Raw genomic sequence first — 14,294 nt, 5'->3', positions numbered from 1 at the left:
TCTGATCTTTATGGCCGGACCCGATTTGGCACTCACCACAGAGAAGAGAGCGGGCGAAAAACGGTGACCAGCGCCGGTAACGCAATTTCAAACGAAGCCGCGCAGCGCTATGCGCGCGCGCTGTTCGATCTGGCCCTTGAAACCAAGGCGCTGGCCAAGGCCGAGGCTGACATGGCCGCGCTTGGCGAGGCGTTCGAGGAGTCAGATGAGCTGGCACGGGCGGTTGCGAGCCCGATGCACAAGGCTGCCGACAAGGTGAAGGCGCTGGAGGCGCTCGCCAAGGCGCTGAAACTGTCTCCGCTGGGCACCAAATTCATCGGTGTGGTGGCGCGCAATGGCCGGGCGGGCGATCTGCCGGCCATGACCGCCGCCTTCGCCGCGCTGGCTGCCGGGCATCGTGGCGCCATTACTGCAGATATTGCCAGCGCGGATGCGCTGACGGCCACTCAGCTCAAGGAGCTGACCACGGCACTTAAAACCGCCCTCGGGCGGGAGGTCGAGATCCGGGCCGAGGTCCGGCCGGAGCTCATTGGCGGGCTTACCGTGAAGGTGGGTTCGCGCATGTTCGATTCTTCACTCCGCACCAAGCTGGACGGGGTGAAACAGGCGATGAAAGAGGCTTGAGAACCGCCATGGACATCCGGGCAGCTGAGATTTCTGCGATCCTGAAGGATCAGATCAAGAATTACGGTGCGGAAGCTGACGTCTCTGATGTCGGCCAGGTGCTCTCCGTCGGTGACGGTATCGCGCGGGTCTATGGCCTCGACGAGGTGCGGGCCGGCGAGCTGGTGGAATTCCCCGGCGGCATCAAGGGCATGGCCCTGAACCTGGAAAGCGACAATGTCGGCTGCGTGATCTTCGGCGATGACCGGGGCATCAAGGAAGGCGATACGGTCAAGCGTCTGGGCTCCATCGTGGACACGCCTGTCGGCAAGGGTCTTCTCGGCCGCGTCGTCAACGCGCTGGGCGAGCCGATCGACGGCAAGGGTCCGCTCAAAGACGTTGCAGAGCGCAAGCGCGTGGACGTCAAGGCGCCGGGCATCCTGCCGCGTAAATCCGTGCACGAGCCGATGGCGACGGGAATCAAGGCGATTGACGCGATGATCCCGGTCGGCCGCGGCCAGCGCGAGCTGATCATTGGCGACCGTCAGACCGGCAAGACCGCCATCGCGCTCGACACCATCCTGAACCAGAAGCAGATCAATGAAGGCGATGACGAGAGCAAGAAGCTCTATTGTGTCTACGTTGCTGTGGGCCAAAAGCGCTCCACGGTCGCCCAGATCGTGAAGACGCTGGAGGAAAACGGCGCGATGGAATACTCCATCGTCGTTGCCGCGACGGCCTCCGATCCGGCCCCGATGCAGTTCCTCGCGCCCTTCACCGGCTGCGCGATGGGCGAGTATTTCCGCGATAACGGTATGCACGCCCTGATCGTGTACGATGACCTCTCCAAGCAGGCTGTCGCCTACCGTCAGATGTCGCTGCTGCTGCGCCGCCCGCCGGGCCGCGAAGCCTATCCAGGTGACGTGTTCTACCTGCACTCCCGCCTTCTGGAGCGTGCCGCCAAGCTCAATGAGAGCCATGGTTCGGGCTCGCTGACCGCGCTGCCCATCATCGAGACGCAGGCCAATGACGTGTCGGCCTACATCCCGACCAACGTCATCTCGATCACCGATGGCCAGATCTTCCTGGAAACCAATTTGTTCAACGCAGGTATCCGCCCGGCGGTGAACGTCGGCCTGTCGGTCAGCCGCGTGGGTTCCGCCGCGCAGACCAAGGCCATGAAGCAGGTTGCCGGCAAGATGAAAGGCGAGCTTGCGCAGTATCGCGAGATGGCGGCATTCGCCCAGTTCGGCTCTGACCTTGATGCCGCCACCCAGCGCCTGCTGGCGCGCGGCGAGCGCCTGACCGAGCTCCTCAAGCAGGCCCAGTTCTCGCCGCTGTCGATGGAAGAGCAGGTCTGTGTGATTTTCGCCGGTACGCGTGGCTATCTCGACAAGATTGCGACCAGGGACATTGGCCGCTTCGAAACCGAGCTGCTCCAGCATCTGCACGCCGACAAGGCCAAGCTGCTGGACGCCATCCGGTCCGAACAGAAATTGTCTGACGCTTCGGAAGCGGAACTGGTCAAGACGCTTGAGGCGTTCCTGGCCCGCTTCGCGGCCTAGCTGCTTAACGGTCTAACCTCCAGCTGAGGGAGTATCGAAACCACTCATCATGATACAGGAATTCAAGGACTGGCTGGCGAAGCTGAAACCGCACGAGCGCAATGCGCTGACAGTGCTGGTGCTCTTCCTCCTCGCGGTGTTGATCTTCGCGTTCGGAACGCAGATCGGCGGCGCCGTCTTCCAGGCCCTGAACTGACATGATGGTTCGGGAGTAGCGATTAGCAGATGGCAAGTCTCAAGGACCTCAGGAACCGGATTTCCTCTGTGAAATCCACGCAGAAGATCACCAAGGCCATGCAGATGGTGGCTGCGGCGAAGCTGCGCCGTGCGCAGGATAGCGCGCAGGCGGCCCGTCCTTACGCCCAGAAAATGGCGCAGGTCATGGCCAATCTCGCCAATGGCATTGTCGCCGGGCCGGAAACGCCGCGCCTGCTTACCGGTACCGGCAAGTCTGACACCGTGCTTTTGCTGGTGCTCAGCGCCGACCGCGGCCTGTGTGGTGGTTTCAACACGAACATCGCCCGTCTGGCCCGCGAGCGTGTGGCGGCGCTGATCGGCGAAGGCAAGAACGTGAAGATCATCACGGTTGGCAAGAAGGGCTTTGACGCCCTGAAGCGTCTGCACCGCGAGCGTATCGTCAGCGCCATGGAGCTGAAAGACGCTGCAAGCCCCGCAGCCCTCGCCGCGCGCGTGGGTGAGGAGGTCCGCAAGCTCTTTGACGCCGGCGGATTTGATGTGTGCGAGCTGATCAGCTCCGAGTTTGTCTCGGTGATCAGCCAGAAGCCGAAGGCGCGCACGCTTATCCCCGCGCGCGAGGCGATTGATCCTGATGCGCCGGCGCCGGACCTCAATGGCGCCATCTACGAATACGAGCCCGACGAGGAAGGCATTCTGACGGCCCTGCTGCCGCGCTATGTCGACACAGTTGTTCTTTCGGCCCTGCTGGAGAACGCTGCGGGCGAGATGGGTGCGCGCATGGCCGCGATGGACAACGCGACGCGCAATGCCGGCGAGCTCATCGACAAGCTGAACCTGCAATTCAACCGTACCCGCCAGGCCAAGATCACCACCGAGCTTACGGAGATCATCTCCGGGGCAGAGGCGGTCTAGGCTGAACGGTTCAACCAGATCCAAAAGAACACCTCCTGCAAATGGCAGGGGATTGGTAAAAGAGGCTGAGACGATCATGAGCAATCTCAAGGGCCGTATCGCACAGGTGACGGGCGCCGTCGTCGACGTGAAGTTTGAAGGCGGTCTGCCGCCGATCCTGAACGCCCTGGAAACCATGAATGGCGACCAGAAGCTGGTTCTGGAAGTGGCCCAGCATCTTGGCGAGAGCATGGTGCGCACCATCGCGATGGACGCCACTGAAGGCCTGCAGCGCGGCGGTGAAGTCACTGATACGGGCTCGCCGATCACCGTTCCGGTTGGTCCCGGCACGCTTGGCCGCATCCTCAACGTCACCGGCGAGCCGATCGATGAGGCAGGTGATGTCGCGTTCGAAAAGCGCGCACCGATCCACCGCGCCGCGCCCGACTTTGACGAGCAGTCCACCGAGGCGGAAATCCTGCCCACCGGTATCAAGGTTATCGACCTGCTCTGCCCCTACGCGAAAGGCGGCAAGATCGGCCTGTTCGGCGGCGCCGGTGTGGGCAAAACCGTGCTCATCCAGGAACTGATCAACAATATCGCCAAGCTGTTCGGCGGCTACTCGGTGTTCGCCGGTGTTGGCGAGCGCACCCGTGAAGGTAATGACCTTTACTGGGAGATGATCGAGTCCGGCGTGAACAAGGATCCCAAGGAAAATGACGGCTCCACCGAAGGGTCGCGCTGCGCCCTGGTGTTCGGCCAGATGAACGAGCCCCCCGGCGCGCGTGCCCGCGTGGCGCTTTCCGGTCTGGCGCAAGCAGAGTATTTCCGCGATGACGAAGGCAAGGACGTGCTCTTCTTCGTCGACAACATCTTCCGCTTCACCCAGGCCGGTGCCGAGCTGTCCGCCCTGCTGGGCCGGATCCCGTCGGCGGTGGGTTACCAGCCGACGCTCGCGACCGACATGGGCGCCCTTCAGGAGCGCATCACCTCGACCAAGAAGGGTTCTATCACGTCCGTGCAGGCCGTTTACGTGCCGGCCGACGACCTGACCGACCCGGCCCCGGCCACCACCTTCTCGCACCTTGATGCGACGACCGTGCTGAACCGCGCCATCTCGGAAAAGGGCATCTACCCGGCCGTGGATCCGCTGGACTCCACCTCGCGCATTCTTGAGCCGCGCATCGTGGGTGAAGAGCACTATCAGACCGCGCGCCGCGTGCAGGAAATCCTGCAACGCTACAAGGCTCTGCAGGACATCATTGCGATCCTGGGCATGGACGAGCTGTCTGAAGAAGACAAGCTGACCGTGGCCCGCGCCCGCAAGATCGAGCGCTTCCTCAGCCAGCCGTTCGACGTCGCCGAAGTGTTCACCGGCTCGCCGGGCATCCAGGTGCCGGTCGAGGAGACCGTGAAAGGCTTCAAGGCGATCTGTGACGGTGAATACGACCACCTGCCCGAGCCGGCCTTCTACATGGTTGGCACGATCGAGGACGCGGTGAAGAAGGCGCAGAAACTGGCCGCTGAAGCCGCCTGATCCATCTGCCCTCCTTTTTAATATAGCCAGAGGCCGGCTCTTTTCGGAGCCGGCCTCTTCTTTTGGTGCTTGATATCAGCTCCGTCCCGGCGCTCTATGTGCGTCTGACGGGGAGATATGCATGATCCGCCTGATTGCCTGCTGCGCGGCCGCCACCGCCCTTCTCATTACTGCGGCCCTCGACGCCAGCGTACCGCCCCCGCCTCCGCCCCCGCCTGCGGACCTGCCGGCCACCTATGACGGCTATTCGACCGAAAGTCTCTGGTACGCCTACACGTATTGGGTGCGCGGACAGACAGCCGAGCGCCGCCGGCTGGCCTTCGAGGCACTTCGCCTGCCCGACTGGAGCACGGACGAAACGGCCTGGCGCACTGGCCTTGAAGGCCCGCACTACGTTTCCACAAGCTATTGGATCCCGTACGGCCTCTACTTTGCTTTCGAGCAGGCCTGCCCGGTCAGTTCCGGCTATAGCGATGACACTGACGGGTGCCTGTGGCGCTATCGCTCTGCCTTCTTCGATGCCGCTGAAAGCGATATCAACGCCATTGTATCTGACACGTTCAATGGTGCGGCGTTCGCGGCCTATCTTGCCGGCCAAGACGTGCCGCCTGAGGCGGTCAGCCGCGAATTCGTCAGCGGTTTTGGCCTCGAGGATATCGTCCATCAACGCCTCGACAGCCTGATACGCACGCGTGACGTCCGCGAGGATACCTGTCCGGCAGTGCGCGAAGCGGTCGACGATATCGCCGCCATGTCATTGCCGCTCTCGCCCTACGGACCGCCTGACGGCACACCGCCGCCGCCGCCGCCCTTGCCGCCCGGCGCAGACCATGAAGTGCTGACCATTCCGGCTGGATTCTACCCTGACACAAGCGTTCATGTGGTGTTTGAGGGCAATGGTACCGGGACCATGCGTGCGCTGGTCTCGCGCCTCGCCGGACCCGTGCGCGCCTGCTTTGCAGATACGTCGGAATGACTTGCAGAACGGGATTTCACATTCACGGATTTACCTGCTAGAGAGCCGCGAACGAAAGGCATGGCAGATGGCTGACAAACTCCAATTCGATCTCGTTTCCCCCGAAGCGCGCGTGTTTTCGGGCGCTGTGGACATGGTTGTGGTGCCGGGTACCGAAGGGGATTTCGGTGTCCTGCCTGATCACGCGCCTTTCATGGCGACGATCCGTACCGGCGCGATCGAGGTACATAGCGATGGATCGGTCAGCCGCATTTTCATCCATGGCGGCTTTGCCGAAGTGACGCCCCAGGGCCTGACCATTCTGGCCGAAGAAACCGCCGAACTGGCCACGCTCGATGCCGCCGATATCCGCGCTAAGCTGGAGGCAGCCCGCCTTCGGGCCAAGGATGCCGGTGACGATGGCGAGCGCGAGCAGGCCGAGGCCGAGATCGCCAAGCTGGAAGCGATGCAGGCCGCGATGGAACTGAAGCACTAGTGCGCTGCTTCCCGGCACTCAGGACAAGGGCCCCGGCGTGAAGCAGGGGCCTTTTGCGTTCAGGGGCGGCTGAATTTCGAGAACGCTGAAACCACGTCCTCATAGACAGCCCGTTTCCACGGAATGATCAGTTCCGGCACGCGCTCCAGCGTCTCCCACCGGAATGCCTCGAACTCCTGCGGCGGCACGGCCGTCAGATCAAAATCGGCGTCGGTGCCAAGGAAGCGGAACGCGAACCAGCGCTGGCGCTGGCCTTTCCAGTTCTTCTTGCGCAGGGCCAGAACCTCCGGCGGGAAATCATAGGAGAGCCAGTTCCCGATCGACCCCAGGAGTTCGACCTGGTCGCTGCGGATCCCGGTCTCCTCATACAGCTCGCGATAGGCGGCTGCTTGCGGGTCTTCGCCCGCATCCATGCCCCCTTGCGGCCATTGCCACACCCATTGCCCGGTTTCGCGGTAGCGGCGGCCAATCCAGGTCAGCCCCTCACGGTTGAACAGCACAATGCCGGCATTGGGCCGGTATGCCGCCAGTGCAGCCGGGTCCTGTGGGCGGATCATGTGTCGTGACCTGCGCGTCCGGCGCGGATGCTTGCCACATGGGAGGCCGGCGCCAGCTGATAGCCGCGGCGCTCAAGCCCCTCAGCCCAGCTTTGCAGCGCGCCGACCGTAACAGGGTAGGCAAACCCGGAGCCCAGTGACTGCCCGTTCTGGATGGCCAGCGCCTCGAGCTCCAGAAGCCGGGCGTCGATGGCGCGGGTGCTGGGATCGGCGTCAATCACCCTGTCGGCGAGCGCCAGCGGCACGCCTGCACGCGCAGCCGCCCCCGGGGCGCCACCGGGGCGCCCGGCCCCGTCATGGAACAGGGCCAGCCCGCGCCGGTCCGCCTCGCTGTAGATACGCGCAAGTGCCGCCTCCGAGCCCGACAGGCGGGCGCCCAGATAGTTGGTGACGCCGAAATAGCCCGAGGCCCGCGATAGCAGCCAGTGGAGGCGGCGCATGTTCTCCGCCTCGCTTGCATCGGCCAGCAGCGTATGCGGGCCGGGATCATTATTGGGGTAGTCAAACGGCTCCATGGGCAGTTCGATCATTACCTCGTGCCCGGCGGCCCGCGCGCGGTTCATCCAGGCCTGCAAGTCACGCGCATAGGGCACGAAGGACAGGGTGATTTCCGGCGGAAGACTTTCGATCGCTGCCTCGGTCAGGGATTCGCTGACACCCAGACCGCCAACAATCACCGCAATCACGGGCGTGCCGGGTTCAGCTTCGAAAGCCCGCGCATAGGCGGTCGACGGCCGCCGCCCATCTGGCCCGATCACGGGAAGCGGTCCGCCCGGCCCATCCTCGAAGAGCCCATCATAAGGCACGTTCGATGCGCGCTGCAGCGCCAGCGCGCGTGCGGCATTGCTGCCCGGAGGGGGTTCGACCTCGCCGCCCAGAACGTCCTGTGTTTCGCGTACACCGGGAAGGCTTAGCGTCTCGTCGGCTTCCCCTTCGGCGAAGATGACAGGGCTGGCTGCCGGGACTTGCGCCACCTCGACAGGGGCCGCGTCCTCCTCCGGCATGTCCAGCGCGGTGCGTGCCGCAGTGCCCGCTTCGGGCGCCGGGGCCAGGAACACAATGGCCGTGAACGCCAGCCCGGCAACGAGGAACAGGCAGGCGGCCGCAATCAGGGGGTTGCGCAGGGGCGGCGTGGCGGATGTCTGGCGGGCGGGCATGGTGTCCGGTTTGGCCTGAACGGGTGAAGGCGTGCCGGTGAAGAGAGCTCACCGGCACGCTGACACTCAAGACCATTCAATGCGCCGGGGTAAGGAAAGGTTAATGCACGCGCAGTAACCGCCCTGGCGCCGGGCAAACGCTCACTGGGCGCGGGCTTCGCGCCGCTCCATCATGCTGGAAAGCTGCTCTATGGCCCTGTGAAGCTGGTAGTCCTCGTCCTCGGGCCAGTCTTCGGGCGGATATTCCATATCTTCGCGTTCGCGCCTCTCGGCGCCGTCCTCATTGGCCAGCGCGTTGCGCAGATTGGCCTCGCTGAACCGGCCGACCTCGCCTTCGCGCGGACGGCGGAAGGCAACAGGGATGTCCGGCTCGACGCCGGTCGCCTGAATCGAGGTGCCAGACGGGGTGTAATAGCGTGCCGTTGTCAGACGCAGCGCCCCGTCACGGCCGCCGCGCAGCGGGATCACCGTTTGCATGGAGCCCTTGCCAAAACTGTTGGTGCCGAGCAGCACGGCACGCTCCCGGTCGCGCAGGGCTCCTGCCACGATCTCCGACGCGCTGGCCGAACCGGCATTCATCAGAACCACGATCGGCGCGCCGTTCAGCACGTCGCCGGGGCGTGCGTTGAAGCGGTAGGTATTGCGGGGATCGCGTCCGCGCGTCGACACCACTTCGCCCCCGCTGAGGAACAGGTCGGAGACCGAGACCGACTGGTCCAGAAGTCCGCCAGGATTGGACCGCAGGTCCAGGATGAGGCCCGGCAGAGGGCCGCCATTGGCCTCGCGCAGATCATTCAGCGCCCGTACCGCAGCCTCGGTCGTATGTTCGTTGAAGGTGGTGATACGCAAATAGGGCGTATTGTTTGCCTCCATGCGGTAGATTACCGACCGCACCTCGATAATCGCGCGCACAATGGTGACATCGAACGGCTCCACACCGTCGCGCGCAATGGTGATCGTCACCGGCTCGCCTGCAGGCCCGCGCATCCGCTCCACCGCGACATCAATGCCCGCCCCGATCATGGACTCGCCGTCCACGGCAATGATCCGGTCTTCCGGCTCGATACCGGCCCGGTCCGCCGGCGTTTCCGCTATCGGCGAGACCACTGTGACAAAGTCATCGCGCAAGGTCACCTCGATGCCCAGCCCGCCATACTCGCCGCGTGTGCTGACCTGCATGTCCTGGAATGCCTGGGCGTTCAGATAGGTCGAGTGGGGATCAAGTGATCCCAGCATGCCGTTAATGGCTGCCTCGATCAGCTCGACCTGGTCTGGATCGCTGACATAGTCGGACTCGATGCGGCTCAATATGTCACCAAACAACTCCAGCTGCCGGAAGGTCTCGTCGCGGCCGCGATCATCACCCTGTGCCGAAACGGCCAGAGCTGCGGCGCCAATGCCAAAGGCGATGGCCGAAGCGATAATGTGCAAGCGCATGTCTCGTCCTGTCTGTCAGCGGCCCCGATACTCGGCTCTCAGCCAGTTTTCGGGGTTTTCTGCGGTACCGGTACCCCGTCTTACCTCATAATATAGGCGAGGCGGCGGATTTTCACGCTCCGGCATGAGTCCGACGGGTTCTCCCGCCAGCACACTTTGCCCTTCCTCAGCATAAAGCAGGCCAATTCCGCCGAGAATAAGGGTATAGCCGTCACTCGTATTGATCATCAGCACCGCATCAAAGCTCTGGAACGGTCCTGCAAAAACCACCACGCCGTCAAATGGCGCTGACACCTGCCCGCCGCTGCGGGCGTCAAGCCAGAGCCCGTCGCGGCGGATTCCATCAGGGCCGGGCTCTCCTGCACGGCTGGCGACACGCCCTTCCACGGGCGGCCTGAGGCGCCCGCGCATATCGCCAAACCCCGGCCCTGCGGCGGCGGTTTCCACCGGCAGTGCCGATAGCAGGGTTTCACCTTCCAGCATGGCGACGTCCGCCATCATCGCGGCGCGGCGTTCACGCAAGGGTGACAGTCTGGGTGATATGTCTGCCAGCCGGGTGATCTCTTCCCAGAGCTGACGCAAGGACCGGGCCTCGGCAGCAATCCGGGCTGCCTGGCTGGCCAGATCCCCGGCCTCGCGCCGCAAGGCGGCCTCTGCCTGGCGCCGCTCAGCGATCAGGGCCTCGACCTGCGCACGTACAGTGGCCAGCGCATCGCGCGCAGCCTCGACGGTTTCGCGCTGGCCGGAGAGTTCCTCGCGCAAGCGTGCCAATGCCTCGATATCGGTGCGAAGGGCGCTGGCGCGCCGCTCCAGCTCGGGCGCTATCGCCGCCAGCAGTCCGGCCGCGCGTGCCGCCTCGCTGGCATCATCCGGGCTGACGGCCAGCGCCGGCGGCGCGTTCATTTCCAGCCGCTGCAGGGCTGCCAGCACGTCGGCAAGGCTCTCGCGCTCCAAAGCCAGCCGTGCGCGCAGACTGCTTTCCTCGGCCTCCAGCTCGGCCAGCCGGGCTTCCGCTGCGCCGGCGTCGGCCTCGCGCGCCTGAACCCGTGAGCCGGCCTCGACCAGCCTTGCTTGCAGGTCGGCAATCTCCCGGCGAAGCGCGTCGGCTTCCGCCTCGCGTGCCTGGCTGATCGCGCGGGTTTCGCGTGCGGTTTCTTCCATCGCCTCGATCTCCCGGGGATCGGGCGGGGTCTGCAAGAGGGCGATGGCAAGAAACAGGACGGACATGGCCGGATGTATCAGTCCCTGTGATAGGGCGTGCCTGCGAGGAGCGCGGCAGCCCTGTATAGCTGTTCGGCCAGCATGACCCGGACCAGCTTGTGCGGCCAGACCATCTGTCCGAAGGAAAGCAGCCGGGCGTGCGCAGGCAGGGCGTCATGATCGAACCCGTCTGCGCCGCCGATAAGAAAGATCATGTCGCGCGTGCCCTGATCGCGCTCCCGCCCGAGCAGGGAGGAGAATACGCGCGAGTTCATCTGCTTGCCGCGTTCGTCCAGCGCAATCACCACGCCCGATGGCAGGTTTTCGGTGAGGGCGCGGGTCTCCGCCGGCGCGCCGGTCAGGCTGCGTGTATCAAATTCACGTTCCGTGACAGGGCCGAGCCCGGTTGACCGGCCATGATGGTTGGCGCGCTCGATATAACTGTCGACCAGGCTGCGCTCAGGCCCCGGACGGATACGGGAAATGGCCCGGATCTCGATGCGCAAGTGTGGATCAGGCCGCCGTTTCCGGCGCCCCGCCCCACATTTTCTCCAGATCGTAGAAGCTGCGCACTTCCGGGCGGAAAAGGTGGACGACCACATCTCCGGCATCAATCAGTACCCAGTCGGCAGCCTGCAGGCCCTCGACCTTTGCGTGGGCGTGCCCGCTCTCCTTGAGAGCCTGCAGCAAATGGTCGGCTAGGGCACCGACATGGCGGTTCGACCGTCCGCTCGCGATAACCACGAAATCGGTAACGGGCGACTTGCCGGTCAGATCGATGGATACGATTTCCTCTGCCTTGTCATCATCAAGCGTTTTGACGACGAGGGCCTCAAGGGCTTCACTTTGCTCCCGGCCGCCTTTGAGGCTTACCGGGGCGGGCGCAGTATCATTGCGTTGGCGTTCGACGGGCAGTGCCGGAGCTCCTGTTTGTTGGGCTGGACCAGAGACAGCACCCTAGCACGCTTCGCCCGCCGGTTCGAGCCAGTGCATGGAAAAGGGTTCATGCGCGGAAACCCACGCCTTGCGCGATTGCAAGCCGGCTTTCGCTGCGAGGTCATGAAACGTGTCCAGCGTGAATTTATGGGAGTTTTCCATGTGTATGGTTTCATGCTTGCGGATCACGAAGCTCTTGCCGGCAACCGTGAAGTGCATGTCACGCAGCGCTTCCAGATACATCTCGACGCGTGAGCGGTACGGGTTCCAGAATGCGCGGTATTGCAGCGCCTCTGCATCGATATTGCCGTCAAGCTCCCGGTTGATCCGGGCAATCAGATTCAGGTTGAACGCGGCCGTGACGCCAGCTTTGTCGTCATAGGCGGCTTCAAGCGTCTCGGAAGATTTGCGCATGTCCGTGCCGATCAGCAGCGCATCACCATCGCGCAGCCAGGTGCGCAGGGTTTTCAGAAGGCCGAGCGCGTCTATCAGTTCAAAATTGCCAATCGTCGATCCCGGGAAGAACACGACACGGCGCCCCGCGCGCGCTTCTGCCGACAGAGGCAGGGCGTCAATGTCGAGCGCTTGCGTGAAGTCGTGGCAGAGCGCGCCGATTTCCAGCCCCGGATAATCGGCGGCCAGTGCCTCGCACGCCGCGCGTACATGATCGCCCGAAATATCCATGCCGACATAGGCTGCCGGGCTGTGCAGCGCGTCCAGCAGCGTACGGATTTTCACGCTGGACCCGGCACCGGGCTCCAGAACAACCGCCCCCTTGCCTGCCAGCGCCGCCAATTCCGGGCCGATCGCGCGCAGCAAGTCCAGTTCCGTGCCAGTCACATAGTATTCGGGCTGCTCGGTGATGGCATCGAACAGGCGCGAGCCTTCCTCGTCATAATAGTATTTGGGCGGGAGGGCCTTTTGCGGTTTCGACAGGCCCGCCAGAATGTCGGCCCGGAAATCGGCCGCCGGGGGATGCATGTCCTCATAGAAGGACAGGCCGGACGCCTCGCCGGTTCTTTGGGATGTGTCGTTCATGGCAGGTCTTTGAGGGGGTCAGCTTCGGGTGGGGGAGGCTAGCGCCCCCGGCGCAAGAGCGAGGACGCCTCAGCATGTAATGGCGCGGTAATATAAGTCCAGCCCGGCGCGCCGCGTTTCACAAGAGCTGTGGCGGCAGAAGGCTGGACACGCGCATGTGACAGCTGGCGCGCTGCTTTGCCCAGCCGCCATTTCAGCGGTGTCCCGCCGCGCGCAATCACGCATATCGGCACACGCGCGGCGATTTCCCGCCAATGGCCCCATCGGTGAAAGCTGCCAAGCCCGTCGGCCCCCATGATCCACACGAAGCGCACCTGCGGATATCGTGTCGTCAGATGGCGGATAATGTCGATCGTGTAGCGGGTGCCGAGACGGTCCTCGATCGTACTCACGACATGGCCGGGCTCCGGGATCAGGGCCGAGATCGCCGCGATCCGGGTTTCCAGCGTCGCCGGAGCAGCTGCCTTCAACGGATTTTGTGGTGCCACCAGCCACCATACCGCATCGAGCCCCAGACGCTTCTTCGCCGTCAGGGCCACATGGCGGTGGCCGGCATGGGGCGGATCAAAACTGCCCCCGTAAAGCCCCACTGCCATGCCCGGAGCGAGTGTCTCCGCCTTGCCGGCCGCAAAGCGTGGCGTCACTGGCGTATGGTTCATGGCGCCCAGCTATCGTCCTCGCCGCCGCGCGCGAGACGTTCCGCCTCGGCCTTGTCTGCCGCACGTTTGCCCTCGATGGCCGCCTCGATCCGGTATAGCAGCGGACGCATATTCTCACCCGTAACGGCCGAGACCACGGCAATGTCGCCGTCTGCCAGGCCTGCCAGCTCCGCCTTCAGCTCTTCCAGACGTTCTGAGCTCACCGTCTCCATCTTCGAGAGAACCAGTATTTCCGGTTTTTCTGTCAGGCCTGCCCCATAGGCTTCCAGCTCTCCGCGCACGACATCATAGGCCGCTACCGGATCCTCCCCGCCCGCATCGACCAGATGCACCAGCGTCGCGCAGCGCTCGATATGGCCGAGGAAGCGGTCACCAATGCCTGCGCCCTCGTGCGCGCCTTCAATCAGGCCGGGAATATCGGCCAGCACAAAGCGCTTGCCCTCGCCGGTATCGACCACGCCCAGATTGGGGTGCAGGGTGGTGAACGGATAGGCGGCAATTTTCGGGTTGGCCCGGCTGCAGGCCGACAGGAAGGTTGATTTGCCCGCATTGGGCAGGCCTATCAGTCCGGCATCGGCAATGAGTTTCAGGCGCAGCCACAGCCAGCGCTCCTCGCCTTCTTCGCCGGGCTGGGCATGGCGCGGTGCCTGCTGGCGCGAGGTCTTGAAATGGGCATTGCCCTTGCCGCCCCGCCCGCCGCGCGCCAGCAGCACCTTCATCCCTGCCTCGGTCAGGTCAGCCAGCACTTCCTCGTTGTTTTCATCGAGAATCTGCGTGCCGACCGGCACTTTCAGAACCACGTCCTCGCCATCGGCGCCGGTACGGTTGGCGCCCGCGCCATTAATGCCGCGCTGGGCCTTGAAGTGCTGCTTGTAGCGGTAGTCGATGAGCGTGTTGAGCCCGTCGACCGCTTCGGCCCAGACATCACCGCCCTTGCCGCCATCCCCGCCATCGGGGCCGCCGAACTCGACATATTTCTCCCGCCGGAACGAGACACATCCCGGCCCGCCATAGCCTGACGCGATAAAGACTTTGACCTGGTCGAGAAATTTCATGGGGTGTGTG

At 64.0% G+C, this 14,294-nt stretch carries 16 protein-coding genes; 7 read left to right on the top strand and 9 right to left on the bottom strand.

From position 1 onward, the window contains the following. Positions 1-63 precede the first annotated feature (63 nt). The 7 genes from IEV75_RS04355 to IEV75_RS04325 all read left to right on the top strand — a co-directional run bounded on the left by IEV75_RS04355 (position 64) and on the right by IEV75_RS04325 (position 6,245). Positions 64-624, top strand: a complete 561-nt coding sequence (locus IEV75_RS04355; protein ID WP_233351742.1) for a F0F1 ATP synthase subunit delta — start codon at positions 64-66, stop codon at positions 622-624. A gap of 8 nt (positions 625-632) precedes the next feature. Beyond that, complete coding sequence (gene atpA, locus IEV75_RS04350; protein WP_188451335.1) at positions 633-2,168, top strand: F0F1 ATP synthase subunit alpha; 1,536 nt, start codon at positions 633-635, stop codon at positions 2,166-2,168. 49 nt (positions 2,169-2,217) lie between these two features. Continuing rightward, positions 2,218-2,364, top strand: a complete 147-nt coding sequence (locus IEV75_RS04345) for a hypothetical protein (protein ID WP_188451334.1) — start codon at positions 2,218-2,220, stop codon at positions 2,362-2,364. A 29-nt stretch (positions 2,365-2,393) separates the two neighbouring features. Next, positions 2,394-3,278: a F0F1 ATP synthase subunit gamma gene (locus tag IEV75_RS04340; RefSeq protein ID WP_188451333.1), complete on the top strand. Its 885-nt coding sequence runs from the start codon at positions 2,394-2,396 to the stop codon at positions 3,276-3,278. Between the two features lie 76 nt (positions 3,279-3,354). After that, entirely contained in the window at positions 3,355-4,794 is a 1,440-nt protein-coding gene (gene atpD / locus IEV75_RS04335; protein WP_188451332.1) for a F0F1 ATP synthase subunit beta, read from the top strand. Between the two features lie 121 nt (positions 4,795-4,915). Next, positions 4,916-5,770 carry a hypothetical protein gene (locus tag IEV75_RS04330; protein WP_188451331.1) on the top strand — a complete coding sequence of 285 codons (855 nt, stop codon included), beginning with the start codon at positions 4,916-4,918 and terminating at the stop codon, positions 5,768-5,770. Between the two features lie 67 nt (positions 5,771-5,837). Beyond that, the gene (locus IEV75_RS04325) at positions 5,838-6,245 is read left to right on the top strand and encodes a F0F1 ATP synthase subunit epsilon (RefSeq protein ID WP_188451330.1); all 408 of its coding nucleotides are present in this window, start codon (positions 5,838-5,840) and stop codon (positions 6,243-6,245) included. Positions 6,246-6,304: 59 nt separating this feature from the next. Here the strand turns inward: IEV75_RS04325 and IEV75_RS04320 are convergent, their stop codons facing one another. From IEV75_RS04320 to obgE, 9 genes are all read right to left on the bottom strand, one after another. Continuing rightward, on the bottom strand, positions 6,305-6,802 hold the full coding sequence (locus IEV75_RS04320; protein ID WP_188451329.1) for an RNA pyrophosphohydrolase: 498 nt from the start codon (positions 6,800-6,802) through the stop codon (positions 6,305-6,307). Then, positions 6,799-7,959 carry a divergent polysaccharide deacetylase family protein gene (locus tag IEV75_RS04315; protein WP_188451328.1) on the bottom strand — a complete coding sequence of 387 codons (1,161 nt, stop codon included), beginning with the start codon at positions 7,957-7,959 and terminating at the stop codon, positions 6,799-6,801. Before IEV75_RS04315 ends, IEV75_RS04320 begins: the two co-directional genes overlap by 4 nt. Positions 7,960-8,100: 141 nt before the next feature. Continuing rightward, entirely contained in the window at positions 8,101-9,396 is a 1,296-nt protein-coding gene (locus tag IEV75_RS04310; protein ID WP_188451327.1) for a S41 family peptidase, read from the bottom strand. A gap of 15 nt (positions 9,397-9,411) precedes the next feature. Continuing rightward, a complete protein-coding gene (locus IEV75_RS04305; protein ID WP_188451326.1) occupies positions 9,412-10,623 on the bottom strand; it encodes a murein hydrolase activator EnvC family protein in 1,212 nt (403 codons plus the stop codon). 11 nt (positions 10,624-10,634) lie between these two features. Then, positions 10,635-11,102 carry a 23S rRNA (pseudouridine(1915)-N(3))-methyltransferase RlmH gene (locus IEV75_RS04300; RefSeq protein ID WP_188451325.1) on the bottom strand — a complete coding sequence of 156 codons (468 nt, stop codon included), beginning with the start codon at positions 11,100-11,102 and terminating at the stop codon, positions 10,635-10,637. 7 nt (positions 11,103-11,109) lie between these two features. Continuing rightward, the gene (rsfS, locus tag IEV75_RS13945; protein ID WP_188451514.1) at positions 11,110-11,511 is read right to left on the bottom strand and encodes a ribosome silencing factor; all 402 of its coding nucleotides are present in this window, start codon (positions 11,509-11,511) and stop codon (positions 11,110-11,112) included. A 42-nt stretch (positions 11,512-11,553) separates the two neighbouring features. After that, the gene (gene egtD, locus IEV75_RS04290; RefSeq protein WP_188451324.1) at positions 11,554-12,570 is read right to left on the bottom strand and encodes an L-histidine N(alpha)-methyltransferase; all 1,017 of its coding nucleotides are present in this window, start codon (positions 12,568-12,570) and stop codon (positions 11,554-11,556) included. A 38-nt stretch (positions 12,571-12,608) separates the two neighbouring features. Beyond that, entirely contained in the window at positions 12,609-13,229 is a 621-nt protein-coding gene (locus IEV75_RS04285) for a nicotinate-nucleotide adenylyltransferase (protein ID WP_188451323.1), read from the bottom strand. Next, positions 13,226-14,284, bottom strand: coding sequence for a GTPase ObgE (obgE, locus tag IEV75_RS04280; RefSeq protein WP_188451322.1), 1,059 nt, complete (start codon positions 14,282-14,284; stop codon positions 13,226-13,228). Before obgE ends, IEV75_RS04285 begins: the two co-directional genes overlap by 4 nt. Positions 14,285-14,294 lie beyond the last annotated feature (10 nt).

The organism is Glycocaulis albus (genome assembly GCF_014639075.1).
Taxonomy (GTDB): Bacteria; Pseudomonadota; Alphaproteobacteria; order Caulobacterales; family Maricaulaceae; genus Glycocaulis; species Glycocaulis albus.
This window is presented reverse-complemented; position numbering and strand designations above follow the sequence as displayed.

Coding starts and splice junctions, on each gene's coding strand:
- atpA (WP_188451335.1), top strand. CDS start 633: ATGGACATCCGGGCAGCTGAGATTTCTGCGATCCTGAAGGATCAGATC.
- IEV75_RS04345 (WP_188451334.1), top strand. CDS start 2,218: ATGATACAGGAATTCAAGGACTGGCTGGCGAAGCTGAAACCGCACGAG.
- IEV75_RS04340 (WP_188451333.1), top strand. CDS start 2,394: ATGGCAAGTCTCAAGGACCTCAGGAACCGGATTTCCTCTGTGAAATCC.
- atpD (WP_188451332.1), top strand. CDS start 3,355: ATGAGCAATCTCAAGGGCCGTATCGCACAGGTGACGGGCGCCGTCGTC.
- IEV75_RS04330 (WP_188451331.1), top strand. CDS start 4,916: ATGATCCGCCTGATTGCCTGCTGCGCGGCCGCCACCGCCCTTCTCATT.
- IEV75_RS04325 (WP_188451330.1), top strand. CDS start 5,838: ATGGCTGACAAACTCCAATTCGATCTCGTTTCCCCCGAAGCGCGCGTG.
- IEV75_RS04320 (WP_188451329.1), bottom strand. CDS start 6,802: ATGATCCGCCCACAGGACCCGGCTGCACTGGCGGCATACCGGCCCAAT.
- IEV75_RS04315 (WP_188451328.1), bottom strand. CDS start 7,959: ATGCCCGCCCGCCAGACATCCGCCACGCCGCCCCTGCGCAACCCCCTG.
- IEV75_RS04310 (WP_188451327.1), bottom strand. CDS start 9,396: ATGCGCTTGCACATTATCGCTTCGGCCATCGCCTTTGGCATTGGCGCC.
- IEV75_RS04305 (WP_188451326.1), bottom strand. CDS start 10,623: ATGTCCGTCCTGTTTCTTGCCATCGCCCTCTTGCAGACCCCGCCCGAT.
- egtD (WP_188451324.1), bottom strand. CDS start 12,570: ATGAACGACACATCCCAAAGAACCGGCGAGGCGTCCGGCCTGTCCTTC.
- IEV75_RS04285 (WP_188451323.1), bottom strand. CDS start 13,229: ATGAACCATACGCCAGTGACGCCACGCTTTGCGGCCGGCAAGGCGGAG.
- obgE (WP_188451322.1), bottom strand. CDS start 14,284: ATGAAATTTCTCGACCAGGTCAAAGTCTTTATCGCGTCAGGCTATGGC.